The sequence below is a fragment of the Streptomyces sp. WM6372 genome (assembly GCF_001279655.1).
GTDB lineage: Bacteria > Actinomycetota > Actinomycetes > Streptomycetales > Streptomycetaceae > Streptomyces.
This window is the reverse complement of sequence record NZ_LGDB01000184.1, coordinates 1-15,991: the sequence shown is the minus strand read 5'-3', so window position 1 is coordinate 15,991 and position 15,991 is coordinate 1. Positions and strand designations below refer to the sequence as shown.

Sequence of the window (15,991 nt, the reverse complement as noted above, 5' to 3'; positions counted from 1 at the left end):
GTGGGGGGGAATGGGGCTCGGGGGTCTCACTGGACTTGCGGGACTCACGGGACTTGCGGGTCTCGCGGGATTGCGGGTCTCGCGGTCTTGCGGGTCTCACGGGGCTCAGGCGGTGAAGCCGAGCTCCGGTGGCAACGGGCTCGCCGCGGCGGCGACGGCTTCGGTGCGGGCCGCCGGGCCGCCCGCGGAGGGAGTGGCCCGCAGCGGGACCAGCGCTCCGGCCGGTCTCGCGTACCAGGCGGCCAGCGCGTTCTGCACCGCGCCGTGCCGGCTCGGCATCGGGTCCACGTCGAACGTGAGCTCCCGCGCGTACAGCCGGACCAGCGGGTGGTACGAGAAGCGCACCCCGCTGCCCTTGACGAAGTCGGCCTCCAGCAGGTGCTGCGCGGTCAGCCGCTCCAGGGTCTCCTCCGTGCGGTCGTCCGGCAGCCCCAGCGCGGCCGCGGCCACCCGGACCGGGAACGAGGCCGTCTCCAGCAGGCTGAGCAGCCGGAACGCCCTGCGCTCCGGGACCTCCAGCGCCGCGTAGCCGACTGCCAGGCTGTCGCGGACGCCGAGGTCGCCGACCGCCAGCTCGTCGAGCCTCCTGCGCTCCGACTCCAGCCGCCGGGCGAGCGTCTCCAGCCGCCAGTGCGGGCGCTCCAGCAGGCGCGCCCCGACGATCCGGATCGCCAGCGGCAGCCGGCCGCAGTACCGCACCAGGTCCTGCGCGGCCCCCTCCTCCGCCGCCACCCGCTCGCGGCCGAGCATCCGGGCCAGGATCTCGCGGGACTCCTCCGCGGTCAGCAGTCCGAGGCGCACGTGCCGGGTGCCGCCCAGGGTGGACAGCATCTCCAGGCTGGTCACCACGGCCGCGCAGGTCGGCGAGGCCGGCAGCAGCGGACGTACCTGCGCCTCGTCGCGCGCCCCGTCCAGCACGATCAGCACGCGCCGGTGGGAGAGCAGCCCCCGGTACAGGGCCACCCGTTCGCCGGAGTCGGCGGGCACGGCGCCGGGGCCGACGCCGAGCGCGCGGAGCAGCTCGCCGAGCACGTCCGCCGGCTCGCGGAAGGCGTCGCCGCGCTGGAGCTCGACGTACAGCTGGCCGTCGGGGAAGGCGGGGCTGACGGCGTGGGCGACCCGGACCGCCATGGTGGTCTTGCCGACTCCGGCGGCCCCGTACAGGTTGAGCGTCTGCGGGACGGTGCGCTCCGCGCCCTCCCGGGAGACGTCGCGCAGCCGCCGGATCAGCTCCGTCTCGATGCCGGGGCGGGCGAACTCGGCGAGGCGCGGCGGGAGGGTGTACGGGCGGCCCCGGCGCGCAGGGGCTTCGGCGGCCTCCGGACGGGGGCCGGCCGGGGCGGGCCGAGAGGGCGCCGGCTCCGTCGCGGACCGGGTGGGACCGGCGAGTATCCGCCCGTGGGCGGCGCGGAGTTCCTCGCCGGGTTCCACGCCGAGCTCGTCCGCCAGCAGCCGCCGGGCCTCCTGGTACGCGGCGAGGGCCTCGCCCTGGCGGCCCGCCCGGTACAGGGCCGTCATGAGCCGGCCCCACGCGCTTTCCCTGAACGGGTGTTCCGATACGAGCGCCCTGAGCCGGGGCACCACGTCGGCGTGACGGCCCACCGCCATTTCGGCGTCGGCCCAGCTTTCCGTGGCATTCAGCCAGCGTTCAAGCAGGGCCGCCCCGTCGCCCTGTTGGAGGTATTCGGAGGGGATGTCGACGAGCGGGGTGCCGTTGGTCTGCTCCATCGCCGACCGGAAGAGCCGGGCGCGCTCGGCGGGTTCGGTGGTGAGTTCCGCCTTCTGCAGGAAGGTATTGAACCGGTCGAGGTCGAGCCGCTCGGCACCGATTGCGATCGCGTAGCCGGAGGCCCGGCTGACGACCGCGTCGGCGCCCAGCAGTTTGCGCAGGCGGGCGATGTACCCCTGGAGGGTCTTGCGTGCGGTCAGCGGGGGTTCCCCGCCCCACAGCTGCTGGATGAGCTCCTCCGCGGTGAGCGTGCGGGGGGCGTGCAGCAGCAGGGCCGCCAGAACGACGCGGTGCTTGGCCCGCGGAATTTCCAATAATTCTCCGTTCCGCCGTACGGTCAGCGGACCGAATACATCGAACTGGAGATCGTCCAGCATGTGATGGCCCCCGTAATGTCTCGCCCACGGGAAAATACGCAGGGGTGGTGACCCCCGAACTGATTCAGCCCCGGGAATCACCCTGGTCGATGTTCACGACATCGTGCTGCGCGAGTTCCGTGAAGAGCTCGACGATGTCCTGCACCACGGATTCCTGATCGATGTCGTATTCCTGGGCGATCAGCGCGGCGATATCGCTCACGGTGCGCTTCCCGTCGATCTGCCGCCAGATGTGGGCGGCGGACGCGGTCAGCTCGAAGAAGTGCTCGTACCCGCCGACCACCGTCGTGCCGCGGTGGTTGCGGATCTTCACGTTCAGCGGGAGCGAGGCCACCGAACCCGGCCCCACCTGCACGTCCTTGCCGAGCGGCGGTTCGTCGAGCGGCATCAGACCGACACCTCCATGGAGATCCGCTGGCAGACGGCGACGGTCTCCTCGACCCACTTGCGCGGATGGTCCGGATCGAAGGAGCGCATCGTCTCGATGGCCCAGTACGCGTCGAACGGCAGCACGTCGGGGTCGAGGATCTCCATCCGCCGGGCCCGCCACTTCGGCCACAGGCTGCCGAACTGGCCCAGGCTGGCCTGGAGCGCGTCCACCGAGTGGTTGAAGGCGTTCTTCGTCGCGATGACCGCGCTGTACAGATCGCCGCGGGCGATCTGGCCGGCCGCGTCCTCCGTGTAGCTGTCGGCCTGCTTGAGCGAGTTCACGATCAGCACCGAGCGGTGGGCCGAGGCGGCGAGCCGCTTCCGGGTGCCCTCCAGCCAGGCGCCGTCGTCGGCGGCCGCGGCGTACGGAAGCCGCTCCAGCAGGGCGATCTCGTGGTAGCTCAGCGTGCGCCAGGTGCCCCGGCCGTCGGCGAACTGCTCCTGGGAGACCTTCGAGAGGACCTGTTCGATCTGGGACGCGGTCCAGTACTCGACGTCCCACCGGCGGCCGTCGACGAACGTGCCCTCGTACTGGAGCGTGTTGGGTTCGAGCGCGACGTGGTTGGTCTCGTCGATCGTGCTGGTCCAGACGTCCCGGGTGACGACGTGGACGTCGAGGTCGCTGGTGGGATTGCCCCAGCCCCTGATCAGGGAACCGCTCGCGAACACCGTCTCGTACGCGTCCGGGAGCAGATTGCGGCTCTTGAGCTCGGCGATTACCCCGGAGGTGTCATACGTCATGAGGCACGGCCCTTCCCCGTCTCGGCCCGCCGCGACCGAGATCATCGGATGACGGCGCGCTCTGGTTCTCCTTGGATCGCCGCCACGGCGTCGGAACGGGCGGCACGCCCCGGAAAGGTGATCTCCGGCCCCGGGGCCAATTCCGGCTCACCCGAAGAATCGGCTGGCCATGCAGAAGTCCTGAACTTCGGCACGGGCCAGCATATTGACAAACCTTCAGTTGAGTCCAGAACAATCTGGTGGCGCGAAGTGGACTTTACATTCAGGGGCTTACTGTCCGTAAAGAGCACATCAGGATACGTGTACGGCCCAGTTGAGCCGCGGAAACCCACCCCGCGCGGCGGACCGGGCCGCGCCCGTGTGACGGCGCTCCCGCGCACGGGAGCGCCCGGAAGGCATGCCCGAGGCGGGTACAAACCACCGATTCTCGCCATACGCGACCGTGCCGCGGGCTGTCGGCGGGGAAGAAATATTTGCCTTCCCGGGGTCGCGGCTGCAATCTCGCCCCTCGCGAGGCGGAGGTGGCGCCCGTTTTCACCGGCGCAAGGGCGCGAACCGCCGTGCCGTCCTTACCTGTTGCTTACGTACCGGTCCCGGACTCGGCTGCCAGCGAGGCGAGTTCGGCACGGACCAGCGCGAGGAAGGCGGCCGAGGGCGCCGCCTCCACCCCGCGCTCCCGCGCGAGCGCCCGGAGGTGGTCGAGGACCGCGCCGAGCGTGGACAGGGAGCCGGGCGGACGCAGCAGCCACAGGCGCCCCGGCGGCCGGCGCGGGAGCCCGAGGGCCGTGAGGACCTCCTCGGCCTCCCAGTCGAGGTCGTGCAGATCGGGGTCCGCGAGCGGGGCGGCCTCCACGTCGGTGATGTGCCCGTGGCCGTCCAGCCGGGTCTCCACCGCCCAGTGGGTGGACCGGTCCGGGATCCAGGTCCGGTCCGCCGGGGGCCACACGTACGGGAGGAACACCCACAGCGTGTCCTCGGGCGCGGGCTCCCAGCCGAGCACCTCCAGCTCCCGGACCTCGGGCAGCCGGTCCGGCTCCTGCTCGCTGCGGCCGGTCCGGCGCAGCGCGAGCGGGTGCGGTGTTCCGTCCTCGTCCCACGACATGCGCGCAGGCTACCGCCGGAGCGGGCGCGGGCCTACGACCGGCGGAAGTCCACCTCCGCCGGCGGTTCCCCCGGCCAGTTCAGCCGGGTCGGCGCCGGCGGGGTCTCGGCGAGCACGGTCCCGCGCGCGACCACGTACCGCGGCCGGACCTGGCGGCGGACCGCCTCGGCGGGGGTCTCGGCCGGCAGCAGCACGAAGGAGGCGGGCGCGCCCGCCGAGATGCCGTACTCCGCGTCCGTCAGGCCCAGCACCCGCGCCGCGCGCTCCGTCACCATCTCGAACGCCACCGGGATCTCGTCCGCTCCCGTGAGCTGGGCGGCGTACAGCCCGACGAGGGCGGTCTGGAGGGGGCTCGCGGTGCCGAGCGCGTTCCACGGGTCCATCACGTCGTCGTGGCCGAAGGCCACGTTGACCCCCGCCGCCAGCATCTCCTTGACCTGCGTGAGGCCGCGCCGCTTGGGATAGCCGTCGAAGCGGCCCTGGAGGTTGAGGTTGGCGAAGGGGTTGGAGACCAGGTTGATCCCGGAGCGGGACAGCAGCCGCTGGAGTTTGAAGCTGTACGCACCGCCGTAGGAGCCCATCGCCGTCGTGTGCGAGGCCGTCGCCCGCTCCCGCAGCCCCGTGCGCAGCGCGAGCGCGGCCAGCACCTCCACGAACCGGGACTGCTCGTCGTCGATCTCGTCGCAGTGGGCGTCCACGCGCAGGCCGTGCTCCTCGGCCACCGCGAAAGCGGTGCCCAGCGACGCGACCCCGTCCTCGCGGGTGTCCTCGAAGTGCGGGATCGCCCCGACCACGTCGGCGCCGCGGGAGACCGCCTCGCGCAGCAGCGCCTCGCCGTCCGGGAAGGAGACGACGCCCTCCTGCGGGAACGCGACGATCTGCAGGGTCATGACGTCCCGGACCCGGTCGCGGACCTCCAGCAGCGCGTCCAGCGCGGTGAGCGCCGGGTCGGTGACGTCGCAGTGCGTCCGCACGTGCAGCACGCCCTGGGCCGCCTGCCAGCGCAGCACCTGCACGGCCCGCGCGATGACGTCCTCGCGGGTCAGGGTCCGCTTGCGCTCGCTCCAGCAGGCGATGCCCTCCCACAGCGTCCCGGAGGCGTTCGGGCGCGGCTCCCCGGCGGTCAGGGCCGTGTCCAGGTGGATGTGCGGCTCGACGAAGGGGGCGCTGAGCAGCCCGCCGTGCGCCTCGATCAGCACGCCGGTGGCCGGCGGCTCCTTCTGGTCGTCGTACGGGAGCACCCGCGCGATCCGCCCGTCCTCGGCGACCTCGACGTCGTACAGACCCTCGGAGTGGAACAGCCGGGCGCCCCGGACGATCATCCGCATGCGGCCACCCTACGACCGTGGCCCGCGGTTTCCGGGGAAACCGCGGGCCACGACGGGTGGATCGGATCAGCGCGTCTTCGCGGAGACGGACCGCGCGTCCGGATCGAGGGTCAGCCGCGCCCGCCCTTGCGGCGCTGCTGCTCGCGCATCCGGTCCTCCTTCATGGCCATCGTCTGCGCCTCCCGCACGTCCTCGACCAGCATCGCCGGCTTGCTCGGCATCCCGGATTCGGACGACCGACGGTCCTCGTGAGTCTGTTCCTTGCGCTGCTTCGCCATGATCACTCCTCACTGGAACTGGAAAACGGCTGGGTGGGACCCCGCCCACGCTGCCCCCTCCCGTCCGCCACGACCATTCGGCAGCGCCAATCGGGTTACATGGGGGGTATGACTGACAACACGGCCGTGCCCGACTGGGAGAAGCGCTTCCGGGCCCCGCGCGTCGGGCTGCCCGACTGGGCCGAGGACGCTCCGGACCGCTCGCTCTTCGTCTCGAACGCCACCGGGACCTACGAGCTCTACGCCTGGGACCGGGCCACCGGCAGCCAGCGGCAGGCCACCGACCGGCCCAACGGGACCACCGACGGGACGCTCTCGCCCGACGGCGAGTGGATCTGGTGGTTCTCCGACACCGACGGCGACGAGTTCGGCACCTGGGTGCGCCAGCCCTTCGGGGGCGGCCCCGACGAGCCGGCCACCCCCGGGCTGGAGCCCTCGTACCCCGCCGGGCTCGCCATCGGCCGCGACGGGACCTCGGTCGTCGGACGCTCCACCGACGAGGACGGCTCGACCATCCACGTGGTGCGGCCGGACGCCGCGGAGCCCGTGGTGATCTACCGGCACCGGGAGTCGGCCGGCGTCGGCGACCTCTCCCACGACGGGACCCTGATCGCGATCGAGCACACCGAGCACGGGGACGCCATGCACTCGGCGCTGCGCGTGGTCACCCTCGACGGGGCCACCGTCGCCGAGCTCGACGACTCCCGGGGCGGCACGGTGGAACTGGGCCTGGAGGTGCTCGGCTTCGCGCCGGTCGCCGGGGACACCCGCCTCCTGGTCGGCCACCAGCGGCGCGGCCGCTGGGAGCCGATGGTGTGGGACGTCGCCACCCGGGCCGAGCAGGACCTCGCGATCGAGCTGCCGGGCGACGTCAGCGCCGAGTGGTACCCGGACGGCTCCGCGCTGCTGATCGCGCACAGCTTCGCGGCGCGCAGCGAGCTCTGGCGCTACGACCTGGCCGCGCGGGAGCTCGTCAGGGTGCAGACCCCGCCCGGCACGGTCTCCGGTGCGACGGCCCGGCCCGACGGCACGGTGGAGTACCAGTGGTCCTCGGCGGCCGAGCCCTCGGCCGTACGGTCCACCGCGGGCGGGGGCGTCCTGGACCCTCCCCCGGCCACCGCCGGGGGGACCCCCACGTTCCGGCCGCCCGGCTCGGTGCCGGTGGAGGACGTGTGGGTGGAGGGCCCCGGCGGGCGGATCCACGCGCTGGCGCAGCGGCCCGCGGGCCACGGGGACGGCCCCTTCCCCACGATCTTCGAGGTGCACGGCGGTCCGACCTGGCACGACAGCGACGCCTTCGCGGCGACCCCGGCGGCCTGGCTGGACCACGGGTTCGCGGTGGTCCGGGTCAACTACCGGGGCTCGACCGGGTACGGCCGCGAGTGGACCGACGCCCTCAAGCACCGCGTCGGCCTGATCGAGCTGGAGGACATCGCGGCCGTCCGGGAGTGGGCGGTGGCCTCCGGCCTCGCCGACCCGGCGCGCCTCGTGCTCTCCGGCGGCTCCTGGGGCGGCTACCTGGCCCTGCTGGGGCTCGGCACGCAGCCAGAGGCCTGGGCCGTGGGCCTGGCCGCCGTACCGGTCGCCGACTACGTCACGGCGTACCACGACGAGATGGAGGCGCTGAAGTCCCTGGACCGCACCCTCTTCGGCGGCACGCCGGAGGAGGTCCCGGACCGCTTCGAGGCGTCCTCCCCGCTCACGTACGTGGACGCGGTGAAGGCCCCCGTCCACATCGCGGCGGGCGTCAACGACCCGCGCTGCCCGATCCGGCAGATCGAGAACTACGTCGAGCGGCTGGCGGCGCGCGGGGCGGTGCACCAGGTGTACCGGTACGACGCCGGGCACGGCTCGCTCGTCGTGGAGGAGCGGATCAAGCAGGTCCGGATGGAGCTGGAGTTCGTACGGAAGCACCTGCCGCGGTAGGCGCCGGCGGAGCCGCGGCGGCGGCCCCGGCCCCGGTGATCCGGTGCACCCCCCGTACGGTGGTGGGGTGCACCGGTTTCTCCTGACCCCGCGCTGGTGGGGGATCAACGTCTTCGTCGCGCTCGCCGTTCCCGTCTGCCTGTTCATGGGGACCTGGCAGCTCGGCCGGTTCGAGGACCGCGTCGACAGCCACAAGGAGGCGGCCGGCGGACGGCCCGCCGCCGAGGCCGCCGCACCGCTGGAGTCGCTGCTCCCGGTGGACAAGAAGACCTCCGGACGCCTCGCCTCCGCCTCCGGCGAGTACGCCGAGCAGCTGCTCGTGCCCGAGCGCCGGCTCGACGGCAAGAGCGGCTTCTACGTCCTGACCCTGCTCAAGACCGACTCCGGCAAGGCCGTCCCGGTGGTCCGGGGCTGGCTGCCGGGCCCGGCCGACACGGCGAAGGCCCCGGCCGCACCCACCGGACGGGTCGAGGTGACGGGCGCGCTCCAGGCCTCGGAGAGCTCCACCAGCAAGGGCGTGTACGCCGACGGCGGGCTGCCGGCCGGACAGCTCGGGGTGATCGGTGCCGCCTCGCTGGTCAACCTCGTGCCGTACGAGCTCTACGACGCCTGGCTGACGGTGCAGACCCCGGCCGACGGGCTGACCCCGGTGCCCGCGCAAGCGCCGAGCAACACCGGGCTGGACCTGAAGGCCTTCCAGAACCTCGGCTACACCGGCGAGTGGTTCGTCTTCGCCGCGTTCGTGCTGTTCATGTGGTTCCGGCTCTACCGCCGCGAGGTGGAGACCCTGCGCGATGCCGAGGCGGGGCTGCTGCCGCAGACCGCCGACCGGTCGGCGAACCCCGCTGCGGCTTCGGCTTCGCCCGCGTCCACGGCTTCCGCTACGGCTTCGGCGCGTCCAGCGGAATGACGCCCGTCCGGTAGACCGTCCCCCCGCAGGCCGCGGGGATCGTCGTCTGCGTGGTCGGCGCGCCCGGCAGCGCCGTGTGCGGGGTGTGCGTCACCTCCACCCCGGTCGGCTCCGGGACCTTGCCGCCGTTCTCCGGCTCCGGGCCCGTGGCACGGGCCGCCGTGCCCTGCCCGCTCTCCGGGGCGTCCACCGGGGGCTTGGTCACCGGGTCGGGCGTGGCCGCCGGGCAGGACTGCGCCGAGGGCACCCACGCGAAGCGGACCTCGTACGCCGTGTACGGCTGGAGCAGCAGCAGCGGCGTCTCCGCCGAGGGGTCGGGCAGCCCGGCCGCCGGGTCCCCCGCCGTGTGGCCGACCACGGTGACCCCCGCGGACTGCCCGGGCCCGGAGGCCGGCACGGAGGCCGCCGTCACGGTGTCCGGGCCGATGACCGTGCAGCCGCGCGCCGAGACGTTGGTGACCTTGAAACTGCCGTACACCTTGCCGTCGGCCTCGGGGGCCTTGGCGCTGCCCTGCACCCCGAGCTGCTCGGCGCTGCACCCGAGCACGCCGGGCGCCGCCGCCACCGGGGGCTGCGGGCCGGTGCCGGCCCCGGCCCCCGCCGTCGCTCCCGCGGTGTCCGGGCCGGCCGTGCCGCCGCCGGCCGGGGCTCCGCCCTCCTGCGGGTCGGGCCGGGCGCCGGCGCCGCCGGTCTCGGCGCCCTTGCCGGCGGCCTTGCCGGGCTGGGGCTGCGCGCCCGCGCCGTTCTGGTGCGGATCGGAGGTGCCGCCGCCGGCCGTGGTCCCGGGCTGCTCGCCGTGGCCGGCCATGGCGGAGTGGTCGGCGGCGGAGCCCTCGCCGCCGGTGATGTGCAGGTGCAGGGCCGCCGGGATGGCCGTACCGGCCAGCAGCGCGGCCGCGGCCGCCCCGACGAGGGCCTGCCGCTTGCGGGTCCTGCGTACGGGGACGGCGTGCCGCAGCCGCTCCAGCGCGCCCTCGGACGGCTCCAGGCCCTCGACGGCTCCGCGCAGCAGGCTCCGCAGCGCCTGTTCCTCGCCCGCCCCGCCCGGCGGGGTGTGGTCGTCCATCATGACTGCGCAGCCTCCATCGCCACCCGCAGCGCGGCAATGCCCCGCGATCCGTACGCCTTGACCGAGCCGAGCGAGACGCCGAGCGTCTCCGCGACCTGGGCCTCCGTCATGTCCGCGAAGTACCGCAGCACCAGCACCTCGCGCTGACGCCGCTGGAGTCCGCGCATCGCCTTGATGAGATCGTCCCGTTCCAGCTGGTCGTACGCGCCCTCTTCGGCACTGGCCATGTCCGGCATCGGCTTCGAGAGCAGCTTGAGGCCGAGGATGCGGCGGCGCAGCGCGGAGCGCGAGAGGTTGACGACGGTCTGGCGCAGATACGCCAGTGTCTTGTCCCGATCGCGAACCCGGTTGCGCGCCGAGTGGACCCGGATGAACGCCTCCTGGACGACGTCCTCGCAGGAGGCGGTGTCGTCGAGGAGTAGCGCGGCCAGGCCGAGCAGCGAGCGGTAGTGGGCCTGGTAGGTCTCGGTGAGGTGGTCGACCGTGGTGCCCGCGACGACCACCGGCTCGGCGTCCGCGGACGCGGCCCCGGCAGCAGCAGCGGCGGACGGGGTCCCGGACGCGGCCCCGGACCCGGACGCGGCGACGGCGGACTGGGCGGCCGCCTCCTCCCCGCTCCCCCCGGCCTCCGCGCTATCGCGGGGCGCGGGCACGCGGCCGCCCCGGGTCGGTACGGCGGAGGGCACGGCGAGCGGGGCCGCGGCCGGCGGAACGGGAAGGATCACGGGGAACCCGCCGGGCGCGGGCACGCGGGAAGGCCGGAGCGGCGCACCGAGTGCGCTGCGCGCCGGTACGACGGCGAAGTCGAGAAGTGCCTCTGCCACGCCAGTTGGACACGCGTCCCCCCACCAGGGTTGTACGCGTGAGGCCGCCTCACCAGCAAAATCCCCATAGCCCTCATGCGCACCCGCTCTTCCTGATTGCCCCGCCCGTCCAGGCGGCAGTCAGGCCATCACCTTGATCAAGGGATCAGCACTGATCCTACAAAGTGAATTACGCGAATTCACCAGCGATCAGTTCCGCGATCTGAGTGGCATTCAGGGCGGCCCCGTTGCGGAGATTGTCCGCGCACACGAAGAACTCCAGGGAGCGCGGATCGTCGAGCGAGGCCCGCAGCCGCCCCACCCACGCCGGATCCGTCCCCGCGGCGTCCACCGGAGTCGGGAACTCCCCGGCCGCCGGATCGTCCACCACGACCACGCCGGGCGCGGCCTCCAGGATCTCCCGGGCGTGCGAGGCGTCCACCTCGGCCTCGAACCGCGCCCGTACGCTCAGCGAATGCCCGGTCAGCACGGGCACCTGTACGCAGGTCACCGCCACCGGGAGCGCGTCCAGGTGCAGGACCCGGCGGGTCTGCGCCCGTACGGCCAGCTCGTGCGAGGACCAGCCGCCGCCCCGCAGTTCGCCGGACCACGGCACCACGTTCAGCGCGAGCGGGGCCGCGAAGGGACCGGATTCCTCGCCGACGGCGCGGCGCACGTCCCCGGTCTGCTCGCCCAGGGAGGTCCCGGCGACCAGCGACAGCTGGCGGCGCAGCGCCTCGGAGCCGGCCCGGCCGGCCGCGCTCGCGGCCTGGTACGAGGACACGGTCAGGTCGGCCAGCCCGTACTCGGCGTGCAGCGCGCCCAGGGCCGCGATCATCGCGGCGGTGACGCAGTCCGGGCTCGCGACGATCCCGCGCGGGCGCGCCCGTACGGCCTGCGCGTTGACCTCGGGCACCACCAGCGGCACCTCGGGGTCCTCGCGGAAGGCCGCGGACTGGTCGACGGCTACGGCTCCGCGCGTGACGACGACCGGGGCCCAGCGGGCCGAGACCTCGGCCGGGGTCAGGAACAGCACCACATCGCCCCGGCCGATGCCCTCGAAGGCGTCCTCGGTGAGGGCGAGCACCTCGCACTCCTGCCCGCGCACGGCCAGCATGCGGCCGGCCGAGCGCCCGGAGGCGATCAGGCGTATGTCGCCCCAGACGTCCGCACGCTGGGACAGGATCTGGAGCACCACGGAGCCGACCGCTCCGGTCGCCCCGACCACGGCGAGCGCCGGAGCCGGGGTCGACCGGGTCGCGGTCATCGTCCGGTGCCTCCGTAGACGACGGCCTCGTCGCTGTCGGAGTCGAGGCCGAAGGCCGTGTGCACGGCGCGGACGGCCTCGTTGACGTCGTCCTGGCGGGTCACGACCGAGATGCGGATCTCGGAGGTCGAGATCAGCTCGATGTTGACGCCCGCGTCGGACAGCGCCTGGAAGAAGGAGGCGGTGACGCCCGGGTTCGTCTTCATGCCCGCGCCGACCAGGGAGATCTTGCCGATCTGGTCGTCGTAGCGCAGGGAGTCGAAACCGATGGCGCCCTTGGCCTTCTCCAGCGCGTCGATGGCCTTGTGGCCCTCGGTCTTGGGGAGGGTGAAGGAGATGTCCGTCAGGCCCGTGGACGCGGCGGACACGTTCTGCACGATCATGTCGATGTTGATCTCGGCGTCCGCGATGGCGCGGAAGATCGCCGCGGCCTCGCCCGGCTTGTCCGGTACGCCGACGACCGTGATCTTGGCTTCGGAGACGTCGTGAGCGACTCCGGAGATGATGGCGTGCTCCACCTGCTCGTCCCCTTGCGGATTCTCGTTGCTGACCCAGGTGCCCGGCAGTCCCGAGAAGGACGAGCGGACGTGGATCGGGATGTTGTATCGGCGTGCGTACTCGACACAGCGGTGCAGCAGCACCTTGGAACCGGAGGCGGCGAGCTCCAGCATGTCCTCGGAGGAGATCCAGTCGATCTTCCGGGCCTTCTTCACGACGCGGGGGTCCGCGGTGAAGACGCCGTCGACATCGGTGTAGATCTCGCAGACCTCGGCGTCCAGCGCCGCGGCGAGCGCGACGGCGGTCGTGTCCGAGCCGCCCCGGCCGAGGGTGGTGATGTCCTTGCTGTCCGCCGACACGCCCTGGAAGCCGGCGACGATGGCGATGTTGCCCTCGTCCAGCGCGGTGCGGATACGGCCCGGCGTGACATCGATGATGCGCGCTTTGTTGTGGACCGAGTCGGTGATGACGCCTGCCTGGCTGCCGGTGAACGACTGGGCCTCGTGGCCCAGGTTTTTGATCGCCATGGCCAGCAGGGCCATGGAGATACGCTCTCCGGCGGTCAGCAGCATGTCGAATTCGCGCCCGGCAGGCATCGGGGATACCTGTTCGGCGAGATCGATCAGCTCGTCCGTCGTGTCGCCCATCGCGGAAACCACGACGACCACCTGGTGGCCGTTCTTCTTGGCGTCCACGATCCGCTTGGCGACGCGCTTGATGCCCTCGGCATCGGCTACGGAGGAGCCTCCGTACTTCTGCACGACAAGGCCCACGTGCGCTCCTCGCTCAGTCCGTCTCATTGCTGGTGCAGTGTAACGAGCGGCCGCGATCCGACCGCTTCGTACCGCATCATGAGACGAACAGACCGGAGCTCGGGTTCCGTTTTGTGGTGGTTCCCGCTCCCTATTTCCCCGGCAGGCCCAGCCGGGCACCGATTTCCTCGGCCATCACCCGTCCGGCCTGCTCGGCGAGGTCGTCCTCGGCCAGGTCCTCGTCGGTGTCCAGGCCGTCCAGGGCCTCCAGCGGCTGGTCCAGCCGCACGTGCGCGATCAGCGACTGGAGGGCACGCAGGGTGGCCGAGGCCGTCGGGCCCCAGTTGGTGAAGTACGAGAACTGCCACCACCACAGCGCCTCCGTGACGCGGCCCGACTCGTGGTGGATGAGCCCGTGCCGCAGGTCGGCGACCACATCGGCCAGATCGTCGGAGATCCGGTGGGCCACCGGGGCCTTGCGCGGCTCGTACGGGTCGAAGACCTCGGAGTAGACGTCGACCGGCTCCAGCATGATCGCGAACCGCTCGCGCAGGTCGTCCACGTCGGGCTCCGGACCGAGGTCGGGCTCGTACCGCTCGTCGGGCAGGACGTCCTGGTACGCGCCCAGCCGGCCGCCCGCCAGCAGCAGCTGGGACACCTCCAGGAGGAGGAAGGGCACCGCGCTGTCCGGGTCTTCGCCCTTGGCCACCTCGGTGACCGCGACGATGAAGGATCCGATCTGGTCCGCGATCGACGCGGCGAAGTCGTCCGGATCCTGGGCCAGGGCGTGCAGCGTTGCGTCAGACATCGAGAAGTCGCCTTCCTTCAAAGGCCCGCCCGAGCGTGACCTCGTCCGCGTACTCCAGATCTCCCCCGACGGGGAGCCCGCTGGCCAGGCGGGTGACCTTCAGGCCCATGGGCTTGATCATGCGGGCGAGGTACGTGGCGGTCGCCTCACCCTCCAGGTTCGGGTCGGTGGCGAGGATCAGCTCGGTCACCTCCCCGTCCGCGAGGCGCGCCAGCAGCTCGCGGATGCGCAGGTCGTCCGGGCCGACGCCCTCGATCGGGCTGATCGCGCCGCCGAGGACGTGGTACCGGCCCCGGAACTCACGGGTCCGCTCGATCGCGACGACGTCCTTCGGCTCCTCCACCACACAGATGACCGTGGTGTCGCGGCGCGGATCGCGGCAGATGTTGCACCGCTCCTCCTGCGCCACGTTCCCGCACACCGCGCAGAACCGGACCTTGTCCTTGACCTCCAGCAGCGCGTGCGCGAGGCGGCGGACGTCGGTGGGCTCGGCCTGCAGGATGTGGAAGGCGATCCGCTGCGCGCTCTTGGGCCCGACGCCGGGCAGCCTGCCCAGTTCGTCGATCAGGTCCTGGACCACGCCTTCGTACACGGACTGCCTTCTTTCGCTGTGGGGGTTCGGATGGAGGGCCGGAACTGAGGGCTAGAACGGGAGGCCGGGGATGCCGCTGCCGCCGCCCAGGCCCTGGGCCAGCGGGCCGAGCTTCTCCTGCTGGAGCGCCTGGGCGTTCTCGTTGGCCGCCTGGACCGCCGCGACGACCAGGTCGGCGAGGGTTTCGGTGTCCGCCGGGTCCACGGCCTCGGGGGCGATCACCAGCGCGCGCAGTTCACCGGAGCCGGTGACGGTCGCCTTCACCAGGCCGCCGCCGGCCTGGCCCTCGACCTCGGCCTGCGCGAGCGCCTCCTGGGCCGCAGCGAGGTCCTGCTGCATCTTCTGGGCCTGCTGGAGCAGCTGCTGCATGTTGGGCTGGCCACCACCGGGAATCACAGGTCACTCACTCCGTCACGTCGGTCCAAGACTGGGTCAGCTTGGTCAATCCGAGCCTACGTGCTCCCCGCGCGGCGCGCCCTACGCCGTGAGGACCAACTCTTTCGAGTGAGAGACGGGGCGTGCGCGTACCTGATGGAGACCTCCGTGCGGGCGGAAAACCGGGGATTCGTCACCCATCGGCCGCCATTCGAAGGTAGGAAGAGCATGCGCATCATTGCGCACACGCGCACCACCACACGTCAGCGCAGGCAGAGGGAGTGCCGGGTGAGCCAGCCGGAGATGCAGCCCGAGGGGCCACCCCGGGATCCCCGGGAGCCCCGGGACTCCCGGGAGGAGGGCAGCGGACCGATGGCGGCGGGCGATCTGACCGGCGGACCGTTCCCCCTCGGGGACTGGGGCGAGCCGGCCGAGCGGCTGGACGAGCTCTACCGGCGGGTCGAGGCCGATGCACTGCGCACCGCGGAGTGGTATCTGTCCGACCGGGCGTGGAAGCGCCGGGGCGCGCGGGTGCTGCGGATCGGCGCGGCGGCCGGGGCGGTGACCGGAGCCTCGATTCCGCTGCTGGAGCTGACGGGATCCGGGCCGGGCGCGGCCCCGTACGGGTACCTCGCGCTGCTGCTGGCCGCGGCGTGCCTGGCCTGCGACCGGTTCTTCGGCCTGACGTCGGGCTGGATGCGGGACGTGGCCACGGCGCAGGCCGTGCAGCGCCGCTTGCAGACGCTGCAGTTCGACTGGGCCTCGGAGAACGTACGGGAGGTCCTGGGGCCCACGGAGGGGACGGCGAGCGAGGCGGCGGAGCGCTGTCTGACCGTGCTGCGCCGCTTCTCGGAGGACGTGACGGAGCTGGTGCGGTCGGAGACCGCGGAGTGGATGGTGGAGTTCTCGTCGGGTCCGGCGCCGCTGGTGATGCAGTCGCTCGGCGCCCCGTCGTCGCGGGCCGATGCGGGCCTCCCCCCGACCCGTTTCCCCCTCCCCCCGGGCCG

General features: G+C 72.7%; 16 protein-coding genes. 3 read left to right on the top strand and 13 right to left on the bottom strand.

Annotated elements, in window-relative coordinates:
• Positions 1 to 105: 105 nt before the first annotated feature.
• The 6 genes from ADK52_RS18635 to ADK52_RS42415 all read right to left on the bottom strand — a co-directional run bounded on the left by ADK52_RS18635 (position 106) and on the right by ADK52_RS42415 (position 5,984).
• Positions 106 to 2,106 (bottom strand): AfsR/SARP family transcriptional regulator, encoded by a 2,001-nt coding sequence (locus tag ADK52_RS18635; protein WP_078988432.1) that lies wholly within the window; start codon positions 2,104 to 2,106, stop codon positions 106 to 108.
• 64 nt (positions 2,107 to 2,170) lie between these two features.
• Positions 2,171 to 2,494 (bottom strand): PqqD family protein, encoded by a 324-nt coding sequence (locus ADK52_RS18630; protein WP_053690966.1) that lies wholly within the window; start codon positions 2,492 to 2,494, stop codon positions 2,171 to 2,173.
• The gene (locus ADK52_RS18625; protein ID WP_147420027.1) at positions 2,494 to 3,276 is read right to left on the bottom strand and encodes a hypothetical protein; all 783 of its coding nucleotides are present in this window, start codon (positions 3,274 to 3,276) and stop codon (positions 2,494 to 2,496) included. Before ADK52_RS18625 ends, ADK52_RS18630 begins: the two co-directional genes overlap by 1 nt.
• A gap of 580 nt (positions 3,277 to 3,856) precedes the next feature.
• On the bottom strand, positions 3,857 to 4,378 hold the full coding sequence (locus ADK52_RS18620; RefSeq protein ID WP_053690964.1) for a DUF5956 family protein: 522 nt from the start codon (positions 4,376 to 4,378) through the stop codon (positions 3,857 to 3,859).
• A 32-nt stretch (positions 4,379 to 4,410) separates the two neighbouring features.
• On the bottom strand, positions 4,411 to 5,706 hold the full coding sequence (gene codA / locus ADK52_RS18615; protein WP_324615925.1) for a cytosine deaminase: 1,296 nt from the start codon (positions 5,704 to 5,706) through the stop codon (positions 4,411 to 4,413).
• Positions 5,707 to 5,816: 110 nt separating this feature from the next.
• Positions 5,817 to 5,984, bottom strand: coding sequence for a hypothetical protein (locus ADK52_RS42415; protein WP_158708421.1), 168 nt, complete (start codon positions 5,982 to 5,984; stop codon positions 5,817 to 5,819).
• 108 nt (positions 5,985 to 6,092) lie between these two features.
• Between ADK52_RS42415 and ADK52_RS18610 the strand changes: the two genes are divergently transcribed.
• The gene (locus ADK52_RS18610; RefSeq protein ID WP_107090106.1) at positions 6,093 to 7,910 is read left to right on the top strand and encodes a prolyl oligopeptidase family serine peptidase; all 1,818 of its coding nucleotides are present in this window, start codon (positions 6,093 to 6,095) and stop codon (positions 7,908 to 7,910) included.
• Between the two features lie 67 nt (positions 7,911 to 7,977).
• Positions 7,978 to 8,820: an SURF1 family protein gene (locus tag ADK52_RS18605; RefSeq protein ID WP_053690963.1), complete on the top strand. Its 843-nt coding sequence runs from the start codon at positions 7,978 to 7,980 to the stop codon at positions 8,818 to 8,820.
• On the opposite strand, the gene ADK52_RS18600 is transcribed toward ADK52_RS18605, so the two are convergent.
• The 7 genes from ADK52_RS18600 to ADK52_RS18570 form a co-directional block, all read right to left on the bottom strand.
• Positions 8,792 to 9,889 carry a hypothetical protein gene (locus ADK52_RS18600; RefSeq protein WP_053690962.1) on the bottom strand — a complete coding sequence of 366 codons (1,098 nt, stop codon included), beginning with the start codon at positions 9,887 to 9,889 and terminating at the stop codon, positions 8,792 to 8,794. The genes ADK52_RS18605 and ADK52_RS18600 overlap by 29 nt on opposite strands.
• Positions 9,886 to 10,713: a SigE family RNA polymerase sigma factor gene (locus ADK52_RS43745; RefSeq protein ID WP_234343991.1), complete on the bottom strand. Its 828-nt coding sequence runs from the start codon at positions 10,711 to 10,713 to the stop codon at positions 9,886 to 9,888. The genes ADK52_RS18600 and ADK52_RS43745 overlap by 4 nt, the downstream gene beginning before the upstream one ends.
• A 169-nt stretch (positions 10,714 to 10,882) precedes the next feature.
• Positions 10,883 to 11,959 (bottom strand): aspartate-semialdehyde dehydrogenase, encoded by a 1,077-nt coding sequence (locus tag ADK52_RS18590; RefSeq protein WP_053690961.1) that lies wholly within the window; start codon positions 11,957 to 11,959, stop codon positions 10,883 to 10,885.
• Positions 11,956 to 13,230 carry an aspartate kinase gene (locus tag ADK52_RS18585; protein ID WP_030152812.1) on the bottom strand — a complete coding sequence of 425 codons (1,275 nt, stop codon included), beginning with the start codon at positions 13,228 to 13,230 and terminating at the stop codon, positions 11,956 to 11,958. Before ADK52_RS18585 ends, ADK52_RS18590 begins: the two co-directional genes overlap by 4 nt.
• A gap of 130 nt (positions 13,231 to 13,360) precedes the next feature.
• The gene (locus ADK52_RS18580; protein ID WP_030152814.1) at positions 13,361 to 14,017 is read right to left on the bottom strand and encodes a DUF5063 domain-containing protein; all 657 of its coding nucleotides are present in this window, start codon (positions 14,015 to 14,017) and stop codon (positions 13,361 to 13,363) included.
• Complete coding sequence (recR, locus tag ADK52_RS18575; RefSeq protein WP_030152816.1) at positions 14,010 to 14,609, bottom strand: recombination mediator RecR; 600 nt, start codon at positions 14,607 to 14,609, stop codon at positions 14,010 to 14,012. Before recR ends, ADK52_RS18580 begins: the two co-directional genes overlap by 8 nt.
• 51 nt (positions 14,610 to 14,660) lie before the next feature.
• A complete protein-coding gene (locus tag ADK52_RS18570; protein ID WP_078988431.1) occupies positions 14,661 to 15,005 on the bottom strand; it encodes a YbaB/EbfC family nucleoid-associated protein in 345 nt (114 codons plus the stop codon).
• 267 nt (positions 15,006 to 15,272) lie between these two features.
• On the opposite strand from ADK52_RS18570, the gene ADK52_RS18565 reads away from it, so the two are divergent.
• Positions 15,273 to 15,991: SLATT domain-containing protein (locus ADK52_RS18565; RefSeq protein WP_053691009.1), on the top strand; the 719-nt coding region annotated here is incomplete at its 3' end.